Source organism: Actinosynnema sp. NPDC037264 (assembly GCF_055603705.1).
In genome coordinates, this window is the sequence record NZ_JBVJVK010000001.1 from 337,866 (window position 1) to 361,330 (window position 23,465).

General features: G+C 71.1%; 24 protein-coding genes and 1 tRNA gene. 16 read left to right on the forward strand and 9 right to left on the reverse strand.

Annotated features, from left to right (window positions below; all coding sequences use genetic code 11):
• The first annotated feature begins 50 nt into the window (after positions 1 to 50).
• Complete coding sequence (locus ACZ7GX_RS01605; RefSeq protein ID WP_498771631.1) at positions 51 to 1,319, forward strand: acetyl-CoA C-acetyltransferase; 1,269 nt, start codon at positions 51 to 53, stop codon at positions 1,317 to 1,319.
• 64 nt (positions 1,320 to 1,383) lie between these two features.
• Complete coding sequence (locus ACZ7GX_RS01610) at positions 1,384 to 2,514, forward strand: OmpA family protein (protein ID WP_498771633.1); 1,131 nt, start codon at positions 1,384 to 1,386, stop codon at positions 2,512 to 2,514.
• Positions 2,515 to 2,568: 54 nt separating this feature from the next.
• Here ACZ7GX_RS01610 and ACZ7GX_RS01615 read toward each other — a convergent pair whose 3' ends face one another.
• Positions 2,569 to 3,192, reverse strand: coding sequence for an SIMPL domain-containing protein (locus ACZ7GX_RS01615; RefSeq protein ID WP_498771635.1), 624 nt, complete (start codon positions 3,190 to 3,192; stop codon positions 2,569 to 2,571).
• 122 nt (positions 3,193 to 3,314) lie between these two features.
• On the opposite strand from ACZ7GX_RS01615, the gene ACZ7GX_RS01620 reads away from it, so the two are divergent.
• Together ACZ7GX_RS01620 and ACZ7GX_RS01625 are read left to right on the forward strand one after the other, a co-directional pair.
• On the forward strand, positions 3,315 to 4,508 hold the full coding sequence (locus ACZ7GX_RS01620; protein WP_498771637.1) for a DUF8462 domain-containing protein: 1,194 nt from the start codon (positions 3,315 to 3,317) through the stop codon (positions 4,506 to 4,508).
• A gap of 825 nt (positions 4,509 to 5,333) precedes the next feature.
• Positions 5,334 to 5,714, forward strand: a complete 381-nt coding sequence (locus ACZ7GX_RS01625) for a PIN domain-containing protein (protein ID WP_498771639.1) — start codon at positions 5,334 to 5,336, stop codon at positions 5,712 to 5,714.
• A gap of 94 nt (positions 5,715 to 5,808) precedes the next feature.
• Here the strand turns inward: ACZ7GX_RS01625 and ACZ7GX_RS01630 are convergent, their stop codons facing one another.
• Together ACZ7GX_RS01630 and ACZ7GX_RS01635 are read right to left on the reverse strand one after the other, a co-directional pair.
• A complete protein-coding gene (locus tag ACZ7GX_RS01630) occupies positions 5,809 to 6,075 on the reverse strand; it encodes a type II toxin-antitoxin system RelE family toxin (RefSeq protein ID WP_498771641.1) in 267 nt (88 codons plus the stop codon).
• Between the two features lie 3 nt (positions 6,076 to 6,078).
• Positions 6,079 to 6,330 carry a type II toxin-antitoxin system Phd/YefM family antitoxin gene (locus ACZ7GX_RS01635; RefSeq protein ID WP_498771643.1) on the reverse strand — a complete coding sequence of 84 codons (252 nt, stop codon included), beginning with the start codon at positions 6,328 to 6,330 and terminating at the stop codon, positions 6,079 to 6,081.
• Positions 6,331 to 6,484: 154 nt separating this feature from the next.
• Between ACZ7GX_RS01635 and ACZ7GX_RS01640 the strand changes: the two genes are divergently transcribed.
• The 4 genes from ACZ7GX_RS01640 (at position 6,485) to ACZ7GX_RS01655 (ending at position 11,844) form a co-directional block, all read left to right on the forward strand.
• Positions 6,485 to 8,320, forward strand: coding sequence for an NHL domain-containing thioredoxin family protein (locus ACZ7GX_RS01640; protein WP_498771645.1), 1,836 nt, complete (start codon positions 6,485 to 6,487; stop codon positions 8,318 to 8,320).
• Positions 8,321 to 8,356: 36 nt separating this feature from the next.
• Positions 8,357 to 8,650, forward strand: a complete 294-nt coding sequence (locus tag ACZ7GX_RS01645; protein ID WP_230570863.1) for a GroES family chaperonin — start codon at positions 8,357 to 8,359, stop codon at positions 8,648 to 8,650.
• Between the two features lie 100 nt (positions 8,651 to 8,750).
• Complete coding sequence (locus tag ACZ7GX_RS01650) at positions 8,751 to 10,988, forward strand: VanW family protein (protein WP_498771647.1); 2,238 nt, start codon at positions 8,751 to 8,753, stop codon at positions 10,986 to 10,988.
• A gap of 67 nt (positions 10,989 to 11,055) precedes the next feature.
• Positions 11,056 to 11,844, forward strand: a complete 789-nt coding sequence (locus tag ACZ7GX_RS01655; RefSeq protein WP_498771649.1) for a DUF1206 domain-containing protein — start codon at positions 11,056 to 11,058, stop codon at positions 11,842 to 11,844.
• Positions 11,845 to 11,911: 67 nt separating this feature from the next.
• Here the strand turns inward: ACZ7GX_RS01655 and ACZ7GX_RS01660 are convergent, their stop codons facing one another.
• Positions 11,912 to 13,750 carry an acyl-CoA dehydrogenase gene (locus ACZ7GX_RS01660; RefSeq protein ID WP_498771972.1) on the reverse strand — a complete coding sequence of 613 codons (1,839 nt, stop codon included), beginning with the start codon at positions 13,748 to 13,750 and terminating at the stop codon, positions 11,912 to 11,914.
• A 146-nt stretch (positions 13,751 to 13,896) separates the two neighbouring features.
• Positions 13,897 to 14,529, reverse strand: a complete 633-nt coding sequence (locus ACZ7GX_RS01665) for a response regulator transcription factor (RefSeq protein ID WP_498771651.1) — start codon at positions 14,527 to 14,529, stop codon at positions 13,897 to 13,899.
• Between the two features lie 334 nt (positions 14,530 to 14,863).
• Here ACZ7GX_RS01665 and ACZ7GX_RS01670 point away from each other — a divergent pair, with 334 nt between their 5' ends.
• The 5 genes from ACZ7GX_RS01670 to ACZ7GX_RS01690 all read left to right on the forward strand — a co-directional run bounded on the left by ACZ7GX_RS01670 (position 14,864) and on the right by ACZ7GX_RS01690 (position 18,771).
• On the forward strand, positions 14,864 to 16,378 hold the full coding sequence (locus tag ACZ7GX_RS01670; RefSeq protein ID WP_498771653.1) for a sodium:solute symporter family protein: 1,515 nt from the start codon (positions 14,864 to 14,866) through the stop codon (positions 16,376 to 16,378).
• 73 nt (positions 16,379 to 16,451) lie between these two features.
• Positions 16,452 to 16,838, forward strand: coding sequence for a hypothetical protein (locus tag ACZ7GX_RS01675; RefSeq protein ID WP_498771655.1), 387 nt, complete (start codon positions 16,452 to 16,454; stop codon positions 16,836 to 16,838).
• Between the two features lie 111 nt (positions 16,839 to 16,949).
• The gene (locus ACZ7GX_RS01680; protein WP_498771657.1) at positions 16,950 to 17,399 is read left to right on the forward strand and encodes a MarR family winged helix-turn-helix transcriptional regulator; all 450 of its coding nucleotides are present in this window, start codon (positions 16,950 to 16,952) and stop codon (positions 17,397 to 17,399) included.
• On the forward strand, positions 17,396 to 17,791 hold the full coding sequence (locus ACZ7GX_RS01685) for a DUF5313 family protein (RefSeq protein WP_498771659.1): 396 nt from the start codon (positions 17,396 to 17,398) through the stop codon (positions 17,789 to 17,791). Before ACZ7GX_RS01680 ends, ACZ7GX_RS01685 begins: the two co-directional genes overlap by 4 nt.
• Positions 17,792 to 17,823: 32 nt before the next feature.
• On the forward strand, positions 17,824 to 18,771 hold the full coding sequence (locus tag ACZ7GX_RS01690; protein WP_498771661.1) for a phosphotransferase family protein: 948 nt from the start codon (positions 17,824 to 17,826) through the stop codon (positions 18,769 to 18,771).
• Here the strand turns inward: ACZ7GX_RS01690 and ACZ7GX_RS01695 are convergent.
• The 3 genes from ACZ7GX_RS01695 to ACZ7GX_RS01705 all read right to left on the reverse strand — a co-directional run bounded on the left by ACZ7GX_RS01695 (position 18,768) and on the right by ACZ7GX_RS01705 (position 19,924).
• Positions 18,768 to 19,154: a hypothetical protein gene (locus ACZ7GX_RS01695; RefSeq protein WP_498771663.1), complete on the reverse strand. Its 387-nt coding sequence runs from the start codon at positions 19,152 to 19,154 to the stop codon at positions 18,768 to 18,770. The genes ACZ7GX_RS01690 and ACZ7GX_RS01695 overlap by 4 nt on opposite strands.
• 12 nt (positions 19,155 to 19,166) lie before the next feature.
• Entirely contained in the window at positions 19,167 to 19,691 is a 525-nt protein-coding gene (locus tag ACZ7GX_RS01700) for a GNAT family N-acetyltransferase (RefSeq protein WP_498771974.1), read from the reverse strand.
• A 162-nt stretch (positions 19,692 to 19,853) separates the two neighbouring features.
• Positions 19,854 to 19,924: transfer RNA gene (locus tag ACZ7GX_RS01705), tRNA-Gly, on the reverse strand.
• 36 nt (positions 19,925 to 19,960) lie between these two features.
• On the opposite strand from ACZ7GX_RS01705, the gene dcd reads away from it, so the two are divergent.
• On the forward strand, positions 19,961 to 20,542 hold the full coding sequence (gene dcd, locus ACZ7GX_RS01710) for a dCTP deaminase (RefSeq protein ID WP_498771665.1): 582 nt from the start codon (positions 19,961 to 19,963) through the stop codon (positions 20,540 to 20,542).
• Here the strand turns inward: dcd and ACZ7GX_RS01715 are convergent.
• Positions 20,539 to 21,522, reverse strand: a complete 984-nt coding sequence (locus tag ACZ7GX_RS01715; protein ID WP_498771667.1) for a cation diffusion facilitator family transporter — start codon at positions 21,520 to 21,522, stop codon at positions 20,539 to 20,541. The genes dcd and ACZ7GX_RS01715 overlap by 4 nt on opposite strands.
• Before the next feature lie 118 nt (positions 21,523 to 21,640).
• On the opposite strand from ACZ7GX_RS01715, the gene ACZ7GX_RS01720 reads away from it, so the two are divergent.
• Positions 21,641 to 22,933 (forward strand): hypothetical protein, encoded by a 1,293-nt coding sequence (locus ACZ7GX_RS01720; protein ID WP_498771669.1) that lies wholly within the window; start codon positions 21,641 to 21,643, stop codon positions 22,931 to 22,933.
• Positions 22,934 to 22,967: 34 nt separating this feature from the next.
• A complete protein-coding gene (locus ACZ7GX_RS01725; RefSeq protein WP_498771671.1) occupies positions 22,968 to 23,345 on the forward strand; it encodes a phage holin family protein in 378 nt (125 codons plus the stop codon).
• Positions 23,346 to 23,465: the final 120 nt, after the last annotated feature.

The window sequence follows — 23,465 nt, forward strand, 5'->3', positions numbered from 1 at the left end:
TAGGTAACATTGCCCACGAAGTGCCCACGCCCACCACTCTGGAGGACGCCATGGCCCGCGTAGCCATCCTCGGCGGCAACCGCATCCCGTTCGCCCGGTCCAACGGCCCCTACGCCACGGCGTCGAACCAGGACATGCTCACCGCCACCCTGGACGGCCTGGTCAGCAGGTTCGGGCTGCAGGGCGAACGGCTCGGCGAGGTGGTCGCGGGCGCGGTGCTCAAGCACAGCCGCGACTTCAACCTGGTCCGCGAGGCCGTGCTGGGCAGCAGGCTGTCCGCCGAGACGCCCGCCTACGACGTGCAGCAGGCGTGCGGGACCGGGTTGCAGGCCGTGATCGCGGTGGCGAACAAGATCGCGCTCGGGCAGATCGAGGTCGGCGTGGCCGGCGGCGTGGACACCACCAGCGACGCGCCGATCGGCGTGAACGAGGACCTTCGGGGCGTACTGCTGGAGTTCAACCGGGCGCGGAGCGCCGGCGCGAAGCTCAAGGCGGCGCTGAAGCTGCGGCCCAGGCACGTGGTGCCGGACGTGCCGCGCAACGGCGAGCCGCGCACCGGTCTGTCCATGGGCGAGCACGCGGCGATCACCGCCCGCGAGTGGGGCATCGCGCGCGAGGAGCAGGACGAACTGGCCGCCGCCAGCCACCGCAACCTCGCCGCCGCCTACGACCGCGGGTTCTTCGACGACCTGGTCACGCCGCACCTCGGCCTGACCAGGGACCAGAACCTGCGGCCGGACTCGTCGGTGGAGAAGCTGGCGAAGCTCAAGCCGGTGTTCGGCCGCGGCGAGGGCGCGACCATGACGGCGGGCAACTCCACGCCGCTCAGCGACGGCGCGTCGGCCGTGCTGCTGGCGTCGGAGGAGTGGGCGGCGGCGCGGAACCTGCCGGTGCTCGCCTACCTGACGTTCACCGAGACGGCGGCGGTCGACTACGTGCACGGCGGGGAGGGCCTGCTGATGGCGCCCGCGTACGCGGTGCCGCGGATGCTGGCGCGGGCCGGGCTGTCGTTGCAGGACTTCGACTTCTACGAGATCCACGAGGCGTTCGCGTCGCAGGTGCTGGCGACGTTGAAGGCGTGGGAGGACGCGGACTTCGCCAAGGGCAGGCTCGGGCTGGACGCGCCGCTCGGCCCGATCGACCGGTCGAAGCTGAACGTCAACGGCTCGTCGCTGGCCGCCGGGCACCCGTTCGCCGCCACCGGCGCGCGGATCGTGGCCACGCTGGCGAAGCTCTTGGCGGAGCGAGGCTCGGGTCGCGGGCTGATCTCGATCTGCGCGGCGGGTGGTCAGGGCGTTACGGCGATCGTGGAGCGGTAGGCCCGATATTAGGCCGAACGGGTGTTATTGGTAACACAACGCGTTCTCGTTCCGTTTCCAATGCATGAACCACTCACGGCTCTTCGCCGCAGTCGTGCTGGTGGCGGCGTCTTGTGCTGCCTGCGGGGAGAGCTCCCGCGAAGCCACCACCTTGCGCATCGGGGTGACCGCGTCGGCCAACGAGCCCCGCGTCCAGCTCACCAGGACGGTCGTCGACCGGCTGTCGGAGGCCGTCGACCAGGGCGCGACCAGGGTCGTCGTGTACCGGCAGGGCGACAGTTCGGGCAGCGCGTACTCGGACGAGGACTTCACCATCCGAGACGGCAACGACATCGAGAGCGACGCGTCGCTGCGCGAGCTCGGCTTCGAGCAGAACATGACCCGGCTGGCCGGTCAGCTCAGCGGCCTCGGCGGCACCAGCACCGACCTCGACCCGCTGTCCGTGCTGGCGGACATGGCGTCGGCGGACGGGCCGGCGGTGCTCGTGCTGCACAGCAGCGGGTTGCAGACCACCGACCCGCTCGACCTGACGCGGCTCGGGCTGGACTTCGACGTCGCGGCCGTGGTGGCGTCGGTGCCGGACGACGCCCTGCCCGAGCTGACCGGCAAGGACGTGATCTTCTCCGGGCTCGGCCAGGTGGTCGGCGACCAGCCGCAGCTGCCGCCGGGCGCGAAGGAGGCGCTGGTCCAGCTGTGGCTCGGGGTCTGCGCGAAGTTCGGCGCGAACAGCTGCACGCACGACACCGAGCCGGTGCCCGGCGGCGCGTCGATCGGCCGGGCCGAGGTGCCGGTCGTGGACCTCGGCCAGGTCGTGCACCAGGACGCGTTGGTGCACCTGCCGAGCTCCGTGCTGTTCAAGGCCGGGAGCGACGAGCTCGCGCCGGGCGCGCGCGAGGCGTTGGCCGAGGTGGCGAAGAAGTTCGACGGCCGCACCACCGCGCGGGTCATCGCCCGCACGGCCAGCTCGGCGTCGGCCGAGGCGGCGGCCGACCTGACCCGGCGACGTGCCCAGCGGGTGGTGTCGGCGCTGGTGGAGCTCGGCGTGAGCCGGGCGGCGTTCACGGAGGTGCTCGGCGCGGGCTTCACCTCGCCGCTGGCCGTCGACCTCGACAACGCGGGCGACCTGATCCCCGACGCCGCCGCCCGCAACCGCTCGGTCGTGGTCGAGCTGTCCCAACCGAAATCGAGCAGCTGACCCGCGTGTCCCACGTTCGGGCCCCCGGGTCGAACGCTCGGGGCACGTCGGGCGTCAGTCGAGGAGCGTCCACGCGGCCGTGCAGCGGACCGTGACCACGATCTGCTGCGCCTCGAGGTTGAGCTGGTCCATCTGCGGCGGCACGCCCGGCGCGCCGCCGTAACCGGCCGCCATCATCCGGTGCGACTCGGCGGCCCACGTCTCGGCGTCGCCGTCGGTCAGCCGGTGCAGCGGCCCCAGCCGCGCGCCGAGGGCCTCGGCATAGCCCTCGGCACGCCGGCGCGCGTCGCGCACGGCCTCGCGCTGCGCCTCGCGGACGGCGTCCACGTCGTCCTTGAGCTGCCACGTCGGCCCGTGCAACCACGTCGGCTCGGCGGTCACGAGCGCGCCGAGCAGACCGTCGAGCCCGGCCACGTCGTCGATCCGCACCACGTAGTTCTGCGTGGCACGGCTGCCCGAACGGCGCTTGCCGTCCCAGTTGTCGTGCACGTTGAGCTGCCGCGACCGCACCTCGACGCCCGGCCGTCCGAGCGCGGGCTCCACCCCGGCGATCCGCGCGGTCAGCAGCTCCACCGCCTCGTTGCGCGTCGACCCCTGCGTCTCGAAGCTCGCGTGCACCTCGGCGCGGTCGGCGGTCCGCTCGACCTTGCCGACGCCCTTCGTCACCACCTCAGCCATGGCACGACGCTACCGTCCATCCCGTTCGATAGCGCTATATAGCTCAAACACTAGATTCACGAATACCAGACGACACGGCTTGAGTATTGGATCGGCTCTAGACACCTCGATACCTTCCGAGGATGGACCCGGTGCGCAACCCGTTCGCCCCCGGCGCGGGCCAGCGGCCGCCCGAGCTGGCGGGGCGCGACAAGGAGCTGGGCGCGTTCGAGGTCGTGCTCGAACGGGTCGCGCGCGGCCGGCCGGAACGCAGCCTCGTGCTCACCGGTCTGCGCGGCGTCGGCAAGACCGTGCTGCTGGGCGAGCTGCGGTCGATGGCGCTCAAGCGCGGCTGGGGCGCCGGGAAGATCGAGGCACGGCCCGAGGCCGGGCTGCGCCGCCCCCTGTCGGCCGCGTTGCACCGGGCGATCCGCGACCTGGCCGTGCGGCACCGCGCGCCGGACCGGGTGGAGTCGGTGCTCGGGGTGCTCAAGGCGTTCGCGCTGCGGTCCAACCCCGAGGACGCGAAGCTGCGCGACCGGTGGCAGCCGGGCATCGACGTGCCCGCGGCGGTCGGCCGGGCGGACTCCGGTGACATCGAGATCGACCTGGTCGAGCTGTTCACCGAGGTCGCGGAGCTGGCGCAGGACGTGGGCACGGGCGTCGCCCTGCTGATCGACGAGATGCAGGACGTGCCGGCGGACGACATCTCGGCGCTGTGCGCGGCGTGCCACGAGCTGTCGCAGTCGGGCGCGCCGCTGGTCGTGGTCGGCGCCGGGCTGCCGCACCTGCCCGCCGTGCTGTCGGCGTCGAAGTCGTACTCGGAGCGCCTGTTCCGGTACGTGCGGATCGACCGGCTCAGCCGCGAGGACGCCGACCGCGCCGTGCTCGCGCCGGTGGACCGCGAGGAGGCGGGCATCGAGCCGGAGGCGCTGGACGCGCTGTTCGACGCCTCGGGCGGCTACCCGTACTTCATCCAGGCCTACGGCAAGGCGGCGTGGGACGCGGCGCCGGCCGACCCGATCACCGCGGTGGACGTCTCGGTGGCCGCGCCGGAGGCGGACGCCGAGCTGGCGGTCGGGTTCTTCGGGTCGCGCTACGAGCGGGCGACGCCGGCCGAGCGGGAGTACCTGCGGGCGATGGCGGAGCTGACCGACGGCAAGGACGCGGGCGTGAACACCGCGCAGGTGGCCGACCACCTGGGCCGCAAGCCGTCGTCGCTGTCGCCCGCCCGGGACAGCCTGATCAAGAAGGGGCTCGTGTACTCGGCCGAACGCGGGCAGATCGCGTTCACCGTGCCCCACTTCGGCCGGTTCCTGCTCGGCCGCGAGGACTGACTCGCCCCTGACCTGGGGTTATTCGTTGGCTTCGGTCGCATTGGGTGATCTGGCGCGCACGCTAGAGAGTGGGTCGACCCATATCCGGTCCAGCAGGTGTACTCCAGGCGAATCGTCGGGGGTCACGGCGTTACGGCCGATGATTCGTCGGTATGTGCGGCACCTCACCGGATAATCGGGTGCTTTCGCGCGCCCGAGGGTGCATACTTGAGGCACACACCGAGAGAGAACCTTTGAGAGGGATGAACCCCCGATGAACTTCACTGCGAAGCTCCGCGCTCGTCGTGTCGAGGCTCGCAACCGCAAGGCCGTCGCCCGTGCGATCGACATGGCGCCCACTCCGGCCATGCGTCACGAGCTGATGGCGATCGCTCAGGCTCAGGTGACGACCCTCCGCTAGGAGGGACCTTCCTCCGGCGCGCGTGACGACCACCCGATCGACACCGGGTGTGCCGCCCCGTCGTCCGCGTGCTGGTGAAGGGGGAATGACGAAGCCCTGCCGCACCTCCCGCGCGGCAGGGCTTCGTCCTGTAACAATGTGATCCCTGTCACACCCGATAGGGGATGTAACGGACCACGATCGTGTATCGATGTTCCAGATGACCCCGCGGTGCTGTCGGACCCCCGACCTGGCAGCACCGCGGGGTTTCCCATGCCCGGCTACTTGGCCGTGGCCGAGCCGTTCCAGGTGTCGTCCGTCGTCCTGCGGGCGCGCCTGATCATCACAATGTCCCCCTGCGTGTTCATGTCTGTCCCCCAATGGACCACTCCATGGTGCCATCGGGGTACGACAGTTTCATGAGGGTTTGCTGAGAGCATGGGTCGATGACGCACCCGCTCCTGGTCGTGGACGCGGCCAACGTCGTCGGCTCCGTCCCGGACGGCTGGTGGCGCGACCGCGCCGGCGCCGCCGCCCGCCTGCGCGACGACCTCGTCGACGTGGCCGGGCAGGGCCTGCCGGAGCTGCCCGGTCCGCTGGACGTCGTCCTCGTGGTCGAGGGCAAGGCGCGGCACGTCGAGCCGGTGCCCGGGGTCCGCGTCGTCTCCGCCCCCGGCTCCGGTGACGACGCGATCGTGGACCTGGTCCGCGCCAACCCACCCGACCGCCCGTGCACGGTGATCACCGCCGACCGCGCCCTCCGCCACCGCGTAACGGCCCTGGGTGCCACCGTCCTCGGCCCCCGCACGGTCCGCCGACCCGGCTAGCGCAGCCCTGATCCCACCAGGGCCGTCCCACTGGTGGTACGGCTCGACTTCCGGTCGTTTCTGCTGCCAGTGAGGTCGACTTTCCAAGCCGCGGTCAGGGCTTGCGGTAGACCTCGCGGCGATGTGCCACCCGCACGACCGTCACCAGTACCTTCACGTCTTCGACCTGGTAGACGACCCGGTAGGCGCCGATCCTGATCCGCATGACACCGGCGGGTTGGCCGACCAGCGCGCGAGACCCGGGCGGGCGTGGGTCATCGGCCAGCGCGGTCACCGACAGAACCACCTTGCGGCCCGTCTGCCGGTCGAGCTTGCGGAGTTCCCTGAGGGCAGCGGTGGTCCACTCGATTTCGTACGCCACGGTTCAGGCGAGATCGAACTCGGCGAGCACCTCGTGGTGCGGGACGCGTGGTCCGGCGGAGGCCAGCGCCGCTCGTGCGGCGGCGAGGTCGGCCTCGTCCTCGGCGGCTTCGAGCCGGTGGAGATCATCCATCGAGATCACTGCGGCCACGGGCTTGCCGTGCCGCGTCAGCACGGCTCGTTCGGCGGCGTGCTCAACCCGGGAGACGAGGTCACCCAGGTGATCCCGCGCTTCACTGATCGGCACCTCGCGCATACCCCGAATTGTACAGACGGTAAGGTTTGTACAAAACGGGGATCTGCTGGGCGATGTGCGGGCCGGGTCTGTTGCGGGCTTGCCCCCTCACGTGCGGGCTCTCACATCGTGGGCGGCGAAATACAGGCGCGTGGTACTCGTGTTCACTTCGGGCGTGACGACCGCACAACGACGCCGCGCCCGTGTCCGCGCCCCCGAACTGGTGGGCCGCGGTTGGCTCAACACGGGTGGGCGGGACATCCGGCTGGCCGACCTGCGCGGCAAGGTGGTGCTGCTCGACTTCTGGTCGTTCTGCTGCATCAACTGCCTGCACGTCCTCGACGAGCTGCGCCCGCTCGAAGCCGAGTTCGCCGACGTCCTGGTCACCGTCGGCGTGCACTCGCCCAAGTTCGTCCACGAGGCGGAGCCCGCCGCGCTCGAGGCGGCCGTCGAGCGGTACGGGGTGGAGCACCCCGTGCTGGACGACCCCGAGCTCACGACCTGGCAGAACTACGCCGTGAAGGCGTGGCCCACGCTCGTGCTGGTGGACCCCGAGGGCTACGTCGTGCACGTCGCCTCCGGCGAGGGCCACCTCGACGCGCTGCGCCAGATCGTGTCCGAGCTCGTCGCCGAGCACGACGCCAAGGGCACCCTGCACCGCGGCGACGGCCCGTACGTCGCGCCGCCGCCCCGCGGGACCGAGCTCCGCTTCCCCGCGAAAGCCGTCCTGACCCCGAACGACACCCTCCTGGTCAGCGACTCCGCGCACCACGGCCTGGTCGAGCTCGAACTCGACGGCGAGACCGTGATCAGGCGCATCGGCACCGGTGAGCGCGGTCGCCGCGACGGCCTCGAACCCACCTTCTCCGAACCGGCGGGCATCGCGCTGCTGCCCGACGACGTCGCCGCCGAGGTCGGCTACCACGCGGTCGTCGCCGACACGGTCAACCACCTGCTGCGCGGCGTCGACCTCGTCACCGGCGAGGTCACCACCGTCGCGGGCACCGGCGAGCAGTGGCGCGACGGCGACACCGACGGCCCGGCCGACGCGATCGACCTCACCAGCCCGTGGGACGTCGCCTGGTGGGAGCCCGCGGGCGGGGTGGTCGTAGCCATGGCGGGCAACCACACGCTCGGCCTGTTCGAGCCGCGGGAGCGCCGCGTCGAACGCCTCGCCGGCACCACCGTGGAAGGCCTGCACGACGGCCCGGCGGCGGAGGCGTTCTTCGCCCAGACCTCGGGCCTGGCCGCCGACGGCGACCGGCTCTGGCTGGTCGACTCGGAGACCTCCGCGCTGCGCCGGCTGGACGCCGACCGCACCGTGCACACGGTCATCGGCAAGGGCCTGTTCGACTTCGGCCACCGCGACGGCCCGGCCGACCAGGCGCTGCTCCAGCACCCGCTCGGCGTCACCCTGCTGCCCGGCGGCCAGGTCGCCATCGCCGACACCTACAACGGCGCCATCCGCCGCTACGACCCGTCGACCGGCGAGGTGTCCACCCTGGCCACGGACGTCGCCGAGCCGTCCGACGCGGTCCTGGTCGACGGTGAGCTGGTCGTCGTCGCCTCCGCCGCCCACCGCCTGGAGCGCCCGGTCGCGCCCGGCGCGAAGCTGGTCAGCGGCGAGGCGCACCAGGTGCGCAGGCCGCCGTCGGTGATCGCGTCGGGCGAGGTCGAGGTCGCCGTCGTGTTCACCCCGCCGACCGGCCAGAAGCTGGACGACCGGTTCGGCCCGTCCACCCGCCTGGAGATCACCAGCTCGCCCCCCGGGCTGCTGGTGGAGGGCGCGGGCGTCGGCACGGACCTGGTCCGCTCGCTGCGCGTGGCGGAGGGGTTCGCCGAAGGCGTCCTGCACGTCGTCGCCCAGGCCGCGAGCTGCACGGACGACCCGGCCGTCGAGCACCCCGTGTGCAAACTGGCCCGCCAGGACTGGGGCGTCCCGATCCGCGTGGTAAAGGACGGGCCCCGGCGGCTACCCCTGATGATGGGTGGCCTCGACGAAGGCATCTAGACTCTGCCGGTGCCCGATGTCAAGCTCGAGATCCAGATGCTGCACGACCGCGTGATGGTGCGGATCTCGCCGGAGGACGGCGAACGCCGCAGCAGCGGCGGCATCGTGATCCCGGCGACCGCCCAGATGGCCAAGCGCCTGGCCTGGGGAGACGTGCTCGGGGTCGGCACGAACGTGCGGCACGTCAAGGTCGGCGACCGGGTGCTGTTCAACCCGGAGGACCAGTTCGAGGTCGAGGTGCAGGGCAGCACCTACCTCGTCATGAGGGAACGGGACGTGCACGCGACCGCGACCGAGCGGACGGACCACGGGACCGGGCTTTACCTGTGACCAGTGCGGTGAAACCTGTGAGCCACCTGAAACGTGATCGACGCGTGACGGCGTTCGGGTAAGCAGTCCCAGGACCTTGCGAGAGGCAAGAGGGGGAGCGGTGCCGGAGAACCAGCGACCGGAGTACGACGCTGAGCGGACCAGGGCCATGGAGCCGGTCCGCCCGTCGGGCACCGCCTCGGAGCGGACCGCCAAGATCACCGGGGGCGCGCCCCCGGAGGCGGTGTGGCCGCAGGAGGAGCCGGACACGGAACCGGACGCCTCGGCCACCGTCCGCAACGTGACGCCTCCGTCGAACGGCCACGACAACGCGACGGGCCCGTCGAGCGTCTCTCACAACGTGACGCAGCAGCACCCGACGCGCAACGCGCAGCCCACCCCGCCCCGGGGCGCGGACGCCACCCAGGCCATCACGCCGTCCGGTGACCCGACGCGCGCCCTGAACCCGCCGGCCTCCGCCGAGCGGACCCAGATGATCAACACCCCGCCCGGTGGCTTCGGCCGGCCGTCGCAGCCGTCGCCCTCGGAGGCCACCACGGTGTTCTCCGCGCCCGTGCCGCCGCCCGACCCGGAGCCGGAGGCCACCGTCTACGGCCCCGTGATGGTCGACGGCGACCCCGCGGCGGACGAGGCCGAGGCCCGCCGCAAGCGCCTGCGCAAGGGCGGCCTGATCGCCGCCGCCGTGCTCGGCGTGCTGGTCGTGCTCTACGGCCTGGACCTGGTCGTCTCGGGCGGCAACGTGCCGCGCGGCGTGACCGTGGCGGGCGTGGACGTCGGCGGCATGAGCCACCCCGAGGCCGAGCAGAAGCTGCGCGACGAGATCGGCCCCCGCCTGGCCGCGCCGGTGAAGGCGCGCGCGGGCGACGTCGAGACCACGGTCGACCCCAAGGCCGCCGGCCTGGAGCTCGACTGGACCGCCACGCTGGAGCGCGCGGGCAGCCAGCCGCTGTCCCCGATCACCCGCGTCACCTCGTTCTTCACCTCCCGCGAGGTCGGCTTCGACACGCGCAGCGACGCGGGCAAGCTGTCCGCCGCGCTGGAGGCGCTGCGCGCCGAGACCGACCACGAGCCGGCCGAGGGCGGCATCCGCTTCGAGGGCGCCACCCCGATCGCGGTCGACCCGAAGCAGGGCCAGAAGCTGGACGTGGCCGGCGCGTCGGAGCGGCTGCTCGCCGGCTGGGCCGACGGCGGCACGGTCGAGCTGCCGGTGGCCACCACCCCGGTCAAGACCACCAAGGAAGGCGTGGCGAAGGCGTTGGCCGAGGTCGCCAAGCCCGCCACCGCCCTGCCGCTGATCATCCAGGGCGAGGGCAAGGACGCGACGCTCACGCCCGAGCAGCTGGCCACCGTGCTGGTGTTCGAGCCCGCCGACGACGGCGGCCTGACCGCGAAGGTCGACAACGGCAAGGTCGTCGAGCACGCCGGTCCGCAGCTGAAGGACACGGAGAAGGAGGGCAAGGACGCCCAGATCGTGTTCGAGGGCGGCCGGCCCGTGGTGAAGGAGTCGGTCGACGGCCGCGGCATCGACTGGGACAAGTCCCTGGCCACGGCGCTCGACGTGCTCAAGCGCGACAACGAGCGCGCGATCAAGGCCGAGTACAAGCACACGCCCGCGAAGGTGACCACCGAGCAGGCGAACAAGATGGGCATCAAGGAGGTCATCGGCGAGTTCCAGACCGGTGGCTTCGTGGCCGCGTCCGGCACCAACATCCGCGTCGTGGCCGAGAAGGTCAACGGCGCGATCGTGAAGCCGGGCGAGACGTTCAGCCTCAACGGCTACACCGGTCCGCGCGGCACCGCCCAGGGCTACGTCGAGGCGGGCATCATCGAGAACGGCGTGCCCGGCAAGGCGGTCGGCGGCGGCATCTCGCAGTTCGCCACCACGCTCTACAACGCGGCCTACCACGCGGGCATGAAGGACGCGGGCCACAAGGAGCACAGCTACTGGATCTCGCGGTACCCGAAGGGGCGCGAGGCCACGGTGTTCATGGACGGCGCGGGCAACAGCCTGATCGACATCAAGTTCACCAACCCGGACGAGACCGGGGTGGCGATCCAGACGATCTGGACCCCGTCGTCGATCAAGATCGTGCTCTGGGGCACCAAGAACTACGACGTCACGGGCTCGACCAGCGCCGAGTTCAACCACACCCAGCCGCAGGAGCGCAAGGTCGACAAGCCGGACTGCCAGGCGAGCCCCGGCTCGCCGGGCTTCTCGGTGACAGACACGCGCACCATCACCGACCGCCGCACCGGCCAGTCGCGCCAGGAGAGCCGGACGGTCCGGTACGACCCGCAGTTCAAGATCGTCTGCGAACCGCCGAAGCCCGGCGGCTGACCGCGCCCGGGGTTCGTGGTGGCCACGGCGGGGTAATCACCCGATCGTGGCTACCACCGGGCAAGAAGTGCGAAGACATCCGGCCGTGCAGGCGTTCGGGCGTGCCGGGATGGTCTGTTACGGGCTCGTCCACGTGCTCCTGGCGGCGTTGACGGCGCAAGTGGTCCTCGGTGACACCGGGGAGAAGACCGACCAGAAGGGCGCGGTCGCCACCCTGGCGCAGACGTCCTTCGGCCCGGTCCTGTTGTGGGTCCTGGCGCTCGGCCTGTTCGCGTTCGCGGTGTGGCAGCTCGCCATGGCCGTGTCCGGCTACGGCTGGGTGTCGAAGAAGCGCAAGCGCGTGTACCGCAAGTGCGGCTCGGTCGGCCGCGCCATCACCGGCACGGTCATCGGCATCGCCGCGATCAACTACGCGACCGGCACGTCGCAGAAGAGCGGCACCGAGCAGTCCCAGACGTGGACGGCGCGCGTGCTGGCCCTGCCGTTCGGGCAGGTCCTGGTGGGCGCGGTGGCGTTGTTCGTGCTGGGGCTGGGCGTGATGGTGGCGCGCAAGGGCGTGAAGAAGTCGTTCGAGGACGACCTGAACATGTCCGACCTGCCCGCGGGCACGCGGGTGTGGGTGGAGCGGCTGGGCCGGATCGGCTGGATCGGCAAGGGCGCGGCGTACTTCCTGATCGGCGTGCTGGTCGCGTTCGCCGCGGTCAACGCCGACCCGTCCGAGTCGGGCGGGATGGACAAGGCGCTGCACACCCTGGCCGCGCAGCCTTACGGGGTGTTCGCCCTGGCCGTGATCGCGGTCGGCTTCCTGGGCTTCGGCGCGTACTGCTTCGCCGCCGCCAAGGCGCACAAGGGCTGATCCGGACGGCTGCGAACGCCGGAGGGCGGCACCCGCGCGGGTGCCGCCCTCCGTTGGCTCGCTCAGCTCAGAACGACGCCTCGTCCACGTCCATCAGGGCGTTGTCGGTGGCCTCGGCGATCTTGCGGCGGGCGGTGAGCTCCGGCAGCACGGACTTGGCGAAGAACGACGCCACGGCGACCTTGCCCTCGTAGAACGCCTTGTCCTTGGCCGACACCTGACCGTCCAGCTTGGCCAGCGCCACGTCGGCCTGGCGCAGCAGCAGCCAGCCGACAAGCACGTCACCCGCGGTCATGAGCAGCCGCACGGTGTTCTGGCCGACCTTGTACAGGTTGCGGACGTCCTCCTGCGAGCTGGTCAGGAAGCCGACCATCGCGCCGAGCATGCCCTGGAGGTCTTCGAGCGCCCGCTTGAGCAGCGCCCGCTCCTCCTTCAGCCGCCCGTTGCCGCCCTCGTTGTCCAGGAACTGCTGGATCTCGCCGTTGAGGAAGCCCAGCGCCTGGCCCTTGTCGCGGATGATCTTGCGGAAGAAGAAGTCCAGCGACTGGATGGCGGTGGTGCCCTCGTACAGCGAGTCGATCTTCGAGTCGCGGATGTACTGCTCGATCGGGTACTCCTGCAGGAAGCCGGACCCGCCGAGCGTCTGCAGCGACTGCGCCAGCTGCTCGTACGCGCGCTCCGAGCCGACGCCCTTGACGATCGGCAGCAGCAGGTCGTTGACCTTCTCCGCCAGCTCCTTGTCCGGGCCGCCCAGGGCGATCTTGTCCTGCTGCGTCGCGGTGTACAGGTAGACCGCGCGCAGGCCCTCCGCGTACGCCTTCTGCAGCATCAGGCTGCGCCGCACGTCCGGGTGGTTGGTGATGGTGACGCGCGGCGCGGTCTTGTCCGTCATCCGGGTCAGGTCGGCGCTCTGCACCCGCTCCTTGGCGTAGGCCAGGGCGTTGAGGTAGCCGGTCGACAGGGTGCCGATGGCCTTCGTGCCGACCATCATCCGGGCGTACTCGATGACCTGGAACATCTGCGCGATGCCGTCGTGCACCTCGCCGAGCAGCCAGCCCTTGGCGGGCACGCCGTGCTGGCCGAACGTCAGCTCGCACGTGGTCGAGACCTTGAGGCCCATCTTGTGCTCGACGTTGGTGACGAAGGCGCCGTTGCGCTCGCCGGTCGACTCACCGGTCTCCGGGTCGAAGTGCCACTTCGGCACGAGGAACAGCGACAGGCCCTTGGTGCCGGGCTTCGCCTCGATGCCGGGGCCCTCGGGACGGGCCAGCACCAGGTGCATGATGTTCTCGGTCATGTCCTGGTCGGCGGAGGTGATGAACCGCTTCACGCCGTCGATGTGCCAGGTGCCGTCGTCCTGGAGCGTGGCCTTCGTGCGGCCCGCGCCGACGTCGGAGCCGGCGTCCGGCTCGGTCAGCACCATCGTGGCGCCCCAGCCGCGCTCGATCATGATCTCGGCCCAGCGCTTCTGCTGCTCGGTGCCGTTCTTGTGGACGACCGAGGCGAAGTTCGGGCCGGCCAGGTACATGTAGACGGCCGGGTTGGCGCCGAGGATCAGCTCGGAGGCCGCCCACTGGACCGACGGCGGGATGCCGAAGCCGCCCAGCTCGTTCGGCAGCGACAGGCGGTACCACTCGCCGTCCCACACGGCCTGGTAGGACTTCTTGAACGATTCCGGCAGCGTGGCCGAGTGGGTCTTCGGGTCGAAGACCGGGGGGTTGCGGTCGGCGTCGGCGAAGGACTCCGCCAGCGGGCCGACCGCCAGGTTGTTGAGCTCGGCAAGCACGCCGCGCGCGGTGTCCTCGTCGGACTGCTCGAACGGCCCCGTGCCGAGGTGGTCCTGCACGTTGAAGACCTCGAACAGGTTGAACTCGAGGTCCCGGACGTTGCTCTTGTAGTGACCCATCTCGTCGCTCACTCCATGCGTGGTCGGGGCGGTCCCCTACTGACCGGTAACAACAGGGTATTACCTGTCAGTAACCCCGGCAAGGCCGACCATCGGGTTGTGGCGAATCAGACGCGCCTGAGCTGCGGTGTTCCGCGGCGGTCCGGTCAAACCAGTCGGACGGCGCTGCTGGAGAGCAGGCCGGCCTGGTAGGCGAGGGACACGGCGTGTGTTCGGTCGCGGGCGCGGAGCTTGCGCAGGATGTTCTTCACGTGCGTGCGCACGGTCTCCACCGAGACGTACAGCTCGTTCGCGACCGCCTGGTTCTCCATGCCGTTCGCGATGAGCTGGAGCACCTCGTACTCGCGGCGGGACAGGGACCGGCGCGTGCCGGCCTCGGCGGTCGGCGTGAAACCGGCCGCCAGGGGCGCCAGCGTCGGGTCGAGGTACGTGCGCTCGGCGTGCGTGCGGCCGATGGCCTGCAACACGTCGTTGATGCCGCCCTCGCGCGGCACCATCCCGCGCACGCCCGCGGTCAACGCCGAGCGCACGAACTTCGCCGTCCGGTGCGGCTCGCGCACCAGGGAGACCACCACCAGCGACGAGTCGTTGCCGGTCAGCAGCGTGGCCAGGTGGCCCTGCGGGTCGAGGGCGGAGTCCACCACGAGCACGTCGGGCCGCAGCCGCTCGTGCAGCCGCACGGCCGTGTGCAGGTGGCCCGTGGCGCCCAACCAGTGCATGGAGGGCGTGCGCCGGACCACGGCCGCGAGCCCTTCGCGGAAGAGGGGCACGGGGTCCACGAGGGCGACCCCCGGCCCGGGGGCTGGTGCGGGGGCGCGCCGGTCCCCGCCTGGTACGAGCGGACGCACGTTGACACCGGTTCGCATACGGGTGCGACCACGTCGGCGACCAGCCATGACGCGGTTTTCGGCAACTACTTTCCGTACCTCCGCGGTCCTTCGCCGGTCAGATATGTGAACAACAGTCACGAATGTGACTCAATGACCCTCCGTGGCCTTCCGCCGCGCGCAACGGGCTCGTAAGACGTACGTCACACACCCATGTGGGACGCCGCGCACCGCCGCCGCTGGACCACGCGCTGCCACCCATGGGCCGAACACTCGTGGAGGCCTCATGGACACCCTCGACTGGGTCGTCGTCGGTGGGTACTTCTTCGTGATGGTGGCGATCGGCTACTGGTCACGCGGGCGCATCAAGAACATCGCCGACTTCTTCACCGCGGGCGGCAAGATGCCCTGGTGGCTGTCCGGCATCTCGCACCACATGTCCGGTTACAGCGCGGTCATGTTCGTGGCCTTCGCGGCCGAGGCCTACCGCCTCGGCCTGACCGTCTACATCTGGTGGGCGCTGACGATCGGCGTCGGTGTCGGCATCGGCGCGTTCCTGTGGGCGGGCACGTGGAACCGGCTGCGCTCCAAGCACGGCGTCAAGTCGCCGCTGGAGTACCTGGCCCGCCGCTACAACGTGCCGACCCAGCAGATCATGGCGTGGGCGGGCGCGGCGCTGAAGGTCGTGGACATCGCGGCCAAGTGGGTCGCGGTCTCGCTGCTGCTCCAGGGCTTCGCGGGCGTGCCGATCTGGCTCGGCATCACGATCGTCGGCCTCGTCACGATGGTCTACTCGGTGCTGGGCGGCCTGTGGGCCGACGCGCTGACCGACTTCGGCCAGTTCATCATCCAGGGCGCGGCGGGCATCGCGATGTTCGTCGCGGTGGCCGCGCACTTCGGCGGCATCGACTTCATGTGGACGATCTGGGACGAGCTGCCCGAGTCGCACTCCGAGCCGCTGTCGGGCAACTACACGCTGATCTTCTTCATGGCGCTGTTCCTGATCAAGACGCTGGAGTACAACGGCGGCATGTGGAACCTGGCGCAGCGCTACATGGCCGCGCCGTCCGGCGCCGCGGCCAAGCGGTCCGCGCTGCTGTCCAGCGTGCTGTGGCTGGTGTGGCCGCTGGTGCTGTTCTTCCCGATGTGGGCCGCGCCGCTGATCGTGCCGGGCATGGAGGCCAACGCCGAGCAGGCGTACGTCGAGATGGGCAAGCTCATGCTGCCCGCGGGCATGGTCGGCCTGGTGCTGGCCGGCTTCTTCTCGCACACCATGGCGATGGTGTCCTCGGACGCCAACGTGATCTCGGCGGTCATCACCCGGGACATGCTGCCCAGGCTGTGGAAGGGCGCGAAGCGGCTCAGCGAGCCGGCGCAGCTGCAGCTGGCGCGGATCACCACGTTCGCGTTCATCGGGCTGAGCATGACGATCGCGCTCACCGCGGACACCAAGGGGTTCGTGCTCAAGGTCGTGATCGCCTTGGTGGCGGCCACGATGGGCCCGATCGCGATCCCGTTGATGCTGGGCATGCTGCCGTGGTTCAAGAAGGTCGGACCGACCGCGGCGACCTCGTCGGTGATCGGCGGTCTCGGCACGTGGGCCGTGCTGTACGTGATGCAGCAGAACAAGGTCGAGTTCGTCACCCAGGCGGTGATCGTGTCCTGGCCGCTGCTGGTGTCGCTCGTGCTGTACCTGGTGGTCGGCCTGCTCATCAAGCCGGAGCCGTCGGAGGAGCGGTCGGCGCTGGTCGACTCGCTGCAGTCCGACGCCGACGACGAGAAGGTGCCCACGCGCGCCTGAGTGCGCCGCGTCGCCGTGTGTGATGGGTCATCTCCGCTGTGCGGGCGCTCCGGTGCGCCCGCACAGTGGGGTGATGGAGGGTTGGCGACCGCGGGACGAGGCCGAGTCGGCCGCCGGGTGGCGGCTGTGGCTCGCGCTGAGCGGACGGCTGTGGCCGTCGGGCGAGTGGGACGGCACACCGGCCTCGGCGGTGGCCGGGCTGCGCGCGGTGCTGGCGGAGTGCGACGGGATCCGCGCCGCGTACGCCGGTGATCCGTCGGCGGCGGTGCTGCGGCTGGTCGACTCCGTGGTGTTCGTGGTGAGCCTGCCGCTGGAGCTGTGGCGCGAGGACGTGCTGCCGGTGGACGTGGACCGGGCCGCGTTGCTGCACGGCGACCTCGCGGGCGTGGTCGAGCACGTCGCGGAGGTGCGCGCGGTGCTGGCGCGCGGCGGCGGTTGGGCGGAGCTGGAAGCCCGGTGAACGGGGTGCCCGTGCCGGGCGCGTCGTCGCACCTGATCACCGAGGCACGGCGCTGACTGTGGCCCTCGTCGCGGTGCGGGAACCGGCCGCGCGGACATAGTGTGGGCGCTAATGATTAGTCCACAAAGCGTCGAGGACCCGCTGGACCTGGAACGGCAGGTCTGCTTCGCGCTGTCCATCGCGTCCAGGAACGTGGTCGCCGTCTACCGGCCGCTGCTGGAGCCCATGGGGCTGACCCACCCGCAGTACCTCGTGATGCTGGCGCTGTGGGGTCGCGCGCCGTTGTCGGTGAAGGAGCTGAGCCGGTTGCTGGCGCTGGAGCCCGCGACGCTGTCGCCGCTGCTCAAGCGGCTGGAGGCGATCGGGTACGTGACGCGGTCGCGGGCGGCGGCGGACGAGCGGCAGCTCGCCGTGGCGCTGACCGAGGAGGGCGCGGCGCTGCGCGAGCGCGCGTTGGCGATCCCGCCCGCGGTGGTGGAGCGGCTCGGCATGTCGCCGGACGAGCTGCGCGACCTGCACGCCGTGCTGACCAGGGTGATCGCCGCGACGGAGCGGACGTGAAGCCGGCGTGGCCGCTGCGGGTCTGGTACCTGCTCGGCGGCCGGCTGCCCCTGCGGCACCGGGAGTGGGTGTTCCGGCAGGCGACCAAGCCGACGTGGCTGGTGTGGTTCACCGCCCGGATGTTCCTGCAGGTCCTGCCGTTGACGGTGGTGATCGCGCTGGCGTTGGTGCTGGGCCTGGGCTCGCCGTTGCCGCTCGCGATCGCGTGCGGGTCGCTGGGGCTGGTGGTCGGCGTGTACTTCGGCGTGTCGTACGCGATCGAGAGCACGGACCACCGGATGACGAAGTACGGCTACCCGGCGGGCGCGGCGGCGGCGGTGCGCAAGGAGCGGACGGCGCGGGACCAGGAGCGTTACGAGCGGGTGTGGCGTTCGTCGGAAAACGGGTCCTGACCCCGCCGCCCGGTGCCCTGACGTCCGGTGGCGTGGAACGACTGGTGGCGGCGGCGTTCGGACTGGGTGACGTGCTCGAACCGTGGACGCCGGTGAAGGGTGGGCGGTCGCACCTGGTGTGGCGGCTGCGCACGACGCGGGGCACGTGGGCGGTCAAGCGCCTGAACCGGTCGCGTGAGGACTGGTGGATGCGCGACTACCTCGTGGCCGCCGAGGTCCAGCTCGACGCCTACTCCCGCGGTTTCCCCATGCCGCGCCCGGTGCACCCGCTGGAACCGGTCGCGCCGCTGTTGGCGGACGTGCGGGTGGGCGAGGAGGTCTTCAGCTACCTGGTGCACGAGTGGCACGACGGCGGGCCGTTGACCGAGGACGTGTCGGCGTGGGTCGGCGCCACCTTGGCGTCGCTGCACCGTCGAGCCGCCTCCGACCCGCCCCCGGACCGGTCGCCGCACCCGGTCGAGGAGTGGCGGGAGTGGCTGGACGAGGCGCCGAACGACTTCACCGCCGCCGTCCGCGCCTACCTGCCCGACATCGCCGAGGCCCGGTCGATCGCCACGGCCCCGGCCGACTTCACGCCGGTCGGCACGCACCGCGACGTGAAGCCGGACAACGTCCTGGAGACCGCCGCCGGCCCGTTGCTGCTGGACTGGGACGGCGCGGGCCCGGAGCACGCGGAGTGGGAGCTGACCCGTGCGGCGGTCTACTTCAGCCGACTGGGTGAGGACCGGGCCGCGTTCGACCGGGTGATCACGTCGTACGAGGAGGCGGGCGGGCGGCGTCCCCCGGCGTCGCCGACGTCGTTCGCGGGCCTGCTGCGCGTCTACCTGGGCGGCGCGGCGTGGATGGTGTGGCGGGCGCTGGGCCACCGCCCGGTGACACCGGCCGAACGTGCGGCGGCGCACACCCACGCCCTGGAACTGCTCACCGACCTGCGCACCTCCCTGACCCGCCTGGACGACTGGACCACCCGCCTGCGCTAGGCGTGCGGCACCACGACCACCTGGTGCTCGTCCTCGTAGACGATCCGACCGGGGTCCCCCGACTCGACCCGCTCGCACACCACCCCGTGCGCGGCGAGGATCTCCAGGTACCCGTCGACCCGTTCGATCAGGTGCCGGGCCGAAGCCTTGAACCACGCCACCGCGGCGGGGTTGACCTCCCGGTCGTACACGGTCGGGTCGACGTCGGACGGCGTCACGTAGGCCGCGTCGAACCAGTCGTTGTTCTCCCGCCGGAACCGTTCCTGCGCGGCCGTCAGCACCCCGTCCCGGGCGAGCCGGTTGATCAGCCAGAACACCCCGGGGAAGAACCCGCGTTCGTGCCGGACCGTCCCCTGGAACCGCACGTACACCATGTCGCTCATCAGGTCGGGTGACTAGTCGAGGCGCAGGACGGTTTCCTCGATGTCGGCGTTCCGGGCCGGTGCGTAGCCGGTCTCGGTGCCGGTGATCGTGAAGCCCGCCTTCTGCAGGACCCGGAGCGAGCCGTGGTTGTCACTGGCGGCGCGGGCGTGCAAGGGCCGGACCGGGACCAGGTCGAGCAACAGGGCCAGGGCGCGGCTCGCGACTCCCCGACCCCAGGCCGAGCGGTCGATCCAGTAGGTGATCTCGGTGTCGCCGTCCATGACGAAGCTGGAGATGGTGCCGACGAAGCGCCCGTCGAGCGTCACCGCGCGCAGCGTGATGTCGTGGGCGGCCCTCAGCTTCGCCATGTGGGCGTCGAACGCCGCGCGGTCGTCGGGGTCCTTCGCGGTGAAGGCGGCCATCCGGACCGACTCGGGGTCGCGCATCTGGTCGAACAGCGCGTCGAGGTCGGCGTCCTCGATCGGCCGCAGTGCCACCTCTGCCACGGTGTGCTCCCCCTTCGTCCGCCCCGCCCGGGCTCGCGGGGAACGTAGCAGCGGGGTCCGACAATTCCCGCGTCAACTCTTCGCGGTCATCAACGTGCACCGCCCCGACGCGACGAGCCGGCATGGAGGCAGCGCCCACCGCGCTCCGGCCCGAGTACGACGAAGGCCCAGGTCAACCGGGAAACCGGTGCTGACCTGGGCCTTCGCGCTACGAGCGGGTGACGGGAATCGAACCCGCCTCTACAGCTTGGGAAGCTGTCGTTCTACCAATGAACTACACCCGCGTGCTGCGGCACCGATCATACACATAGGCTGTGCCCGTGCTGCTCAGTGACCGCGATCTGCGCAAAGAGGTCGAGTCCGGCCGGTTGGTGCTGGACCCGTTCGACGACGTCATGGTGCAGCCGTCCAGCATCGACGTCCGACTGGACCGGTTCTTCCGCGTCTTCAACAACACCCGCTATACGCACATCGACCCCTCGATGCAGCAGGACGACCTGACCTCGCTGGTGGAGCCGGCCGACGGCGAGCCGTTCGTGCTGCACCCGGGCGAGTTCGTGCTCGGCTCGACCTTCGAGCTCGTCACCCTCCCCGACGACCTGGCGGGCCGACTGGAGGGCAAGTCGTCGCTGGGCCGCCTCGGCCTGCTCACCCACTCGACGGCGGGCTTCATCGACCCCGGCTTCTCCGGCCACATCACGCTGGAGCTGTCGAACGTCGCCAACCTGCCCATCACGCTCTGGCCGGGCATGAAGATCGGCCAGCTGTGCCTGTTCCGGCTCAGCAGCTCGGCCGAGTTCCCGTACGGCTCGGCCCAGGCCGGCTCCCGCTACCAGGGCCAACGCGGGCCGACGCCGTCACGCGCCTACCTGAACTTCCACCGCACCGACACCAGGCGCTAGAGCTTCAGGTCCCCGTACCGGGCCAGCACCCGCGACCTCAGCTCCGGGTCGGTCCGCGGCACGGGCTCCAGGAACACCTCGTCCAGCTCGCGGTGCGCGGCACGCAGCTCGGCGTCGATCCGCACGCACGCCCGCTCCAGGTCGGCCGCGCCCAGCGCGTCGTCGAAGTCGAGCCGCGCGCACACCAGCACGCGGTCCGTGCCGACCGCCATCGTCAGCAGGTCCACCACCTGCTCGACCTCCGGCGCGGCACGCAGCCGCGACCACACCGCCCGCACCAGCACCGGGTCGGCCTGCCTGCCGATGAGCAGCCCCCGGTTGGTCGACGCCAACGTGTACGCGGCGAACGCGAGCAGCACGCCGATCGCCAACGACGCCACGCCGTCCCACACCGACGACCCGGTCAGGTGGTGCAGCCCCAGCCCGCCGAACGCGAGCAGCAGCCCGACCAGCGCGGCCGAGTCCTCCAGGAACACCGTCTTCACCGTCGGGTCGTCCGACACCCGCAGGAACGCGAGCACCGACCGGTCCTCCGCCCGCGCCTCCCGCCGCACCTGCCGCACGGCCTGCGTCCACGACACCGACTCCAACGCGAACGCGATGGCCAGCACCACGTACCCGACGACCGGGCTGTTCTGCTCCTGCGGCGCGCCGAACACCGTCCGCAAGCCCTCGTAGAACGCGAACACCGCGCCGGACACGAAGATCGACACGGCGGCGAGCAGCGACCAGAAGTACCGGTCCTTGCCGTACCCGAACGGGTGCCTGCGGTCCGCGGGCCGGGCCGACCGGCGCAACGCCGTCAGCAGCAGGGCCTCGGTGAACGTGTCGGCGACCGAGTGCGCCGCCTCCGCCATCATCGCCGCCGACCCGGTGATCACCCCGGCGATCGCCTTCATCACCGCGATGGCGAGGTTCACGGTCAGGGCGACCAGGACGGTGAACGTGCTCCCGCCGCCCTCCGACTGCTCAGCTGCCATGCGCCGACGTTAGGCCGCACCGGCGCGCCCCGCCGGGTGTGACCGCTCTCACGAAACGATCATGATCAACGGCACGACGACGAGGTGACGGACATTCGTCTTCTCAGGGGGAATCCAGGTGCGGAGCACGACCGGCCGTCTCGCGGCCTTGTCCTTGGCCGTGGGCGTGGCGACGCTCGCGAGCCCGCTCGCGGTGGCAGCGCAGGACACCGTCACGCTGGAGGGCCTGGTGTGGTTCGACCGCGACGCCGACGGCGTGGTCGACCCGGGCGAGCCGCCGCTGGTCAACCGCCTCCCCGTGGACGTGCACGACGCCTCGACCAAGGCGTTCATCGGCAGCTACTACACCGACGCCGACGGCCGCTACAAGGCCGAGGGCCTGCCGAACGTGCCGCTCGCCGTCTACAACCGCAACGCCGGGGTCTACGAGCCGACGACCGCGTCGACGGTCAACCCCGTCAGCGGCGGCGGCCGGATCGACTTCGGCGTGCGCGGCGGCACGGTGGCCGGCTTCTCGTTCTCCGACCTCAACCGCGACGGCGTGCGGCAGACGCACGAGCCGGACGTGCCGGGCGCGCCGACCGTCCGGCTGATCTACGGCATCGTCGACGTGGCGCCCGCGACGCGCGGCGTGAAGGGCGAGTACAAGTTCACCGACGTGCCGATCGGCTCGACCGTGTCGATCGTGGCCGACAACGCGCCGGAGCTGAAGCTGGCGCAGCCGCTGACCGAGCACGACGTCGACCCGGCCACGCGGCAGAAGAAGATCGTGGTCCGCGCGGGCGAGACGACGCGCGTGGACGTCCGCTACACGTACCTGGACGCCGACTTCGTGGCGGGCACGCCGCGGCTGGAGCCCGCCCAGGACGCCTACCGCGTGGGCGACGTCGTCACGCTGGTCGTGCCGGTGACCAACCGGGGCGAGGCGCCGGACAACCCGGAGATGGTGGTGTTCGGGTCGACGCCGGAGTTCCTCGGGGCGGGCGACCGGGTCGCCGTGATCACGCCCGGCCAGGAGTTCCGGCTGACCGGGCCGATGGCGGTCGGCGAGACCGTCGACGTGCGGCTGCGGTACCGGTTGGACGACCCGGCGTTCGGGCAGTTCCACCTGCTGATCCGGCCGTTCTCGGCGCTGGGGCACCGGGAGACGAACTTCCAGGACAACCACGCGATCGTGCCGCTGAAGTACGCGTCCGACGAGCAGCCGACGACGACCACCTCCCCGACGACGACCACGAGCACCACGACCACGACGACCACTTCCGCTCCGGCAGTGGTGCAGGTGGCCGGTGGCAGCAGCGGTCTGGCGAACACGGGCGCGGCGCCGTTCCCGATGCTGGCGATCGGCGGCCTGCTGCTCGGCGCAGGCGCGTTGACCTTCTTGGCGGCACGCGGGCGTCGTCGCGCCTGACCCGTTCGGAGCACCGCTGCCGTTAGCCTGCGGCATGGGCATTTTGGTGCACGTACTGCTGACGGCGGTGGCGGTCTGGGTCGCCACGCTCATCCCGGGCATCGACCTGGAGGCGGGCGCGTCGACCCCCGCGAAGATCGGCACGCTGATCGGCGTCGCGCTGCTGTTCGGCCTGGTCAACGCGGTGGTCAAGCCCCTGGTGAAGTTCTTCGGCTGCTTGTTCTACGTGGTCACGCTGGGGCTGATCGGCCTCGTGGTGAACGCGCTGCTGTTCTGGCTCACCGGCTGGCTGGCCGGCGAGCTGGGCCTGCCGTTCGACGTCACCGGCTTCTGGCCCGCGTTCTGGGGCGCGATCATCGTGGCCCTGACGAGCTGGGCCCTGAACCTCGTCTACGACCGCGTCACCGACTGAAACATGGCCGCTGCTCCGCAGACGGCGGCTCAGTCGCCCGGAAGTCGGTCGTTCGCGCCTGATTTCCCCCACCCGCAAAACGCGGGCGCCCGGAAAAAAGGCGCGGACGACCCACACGAA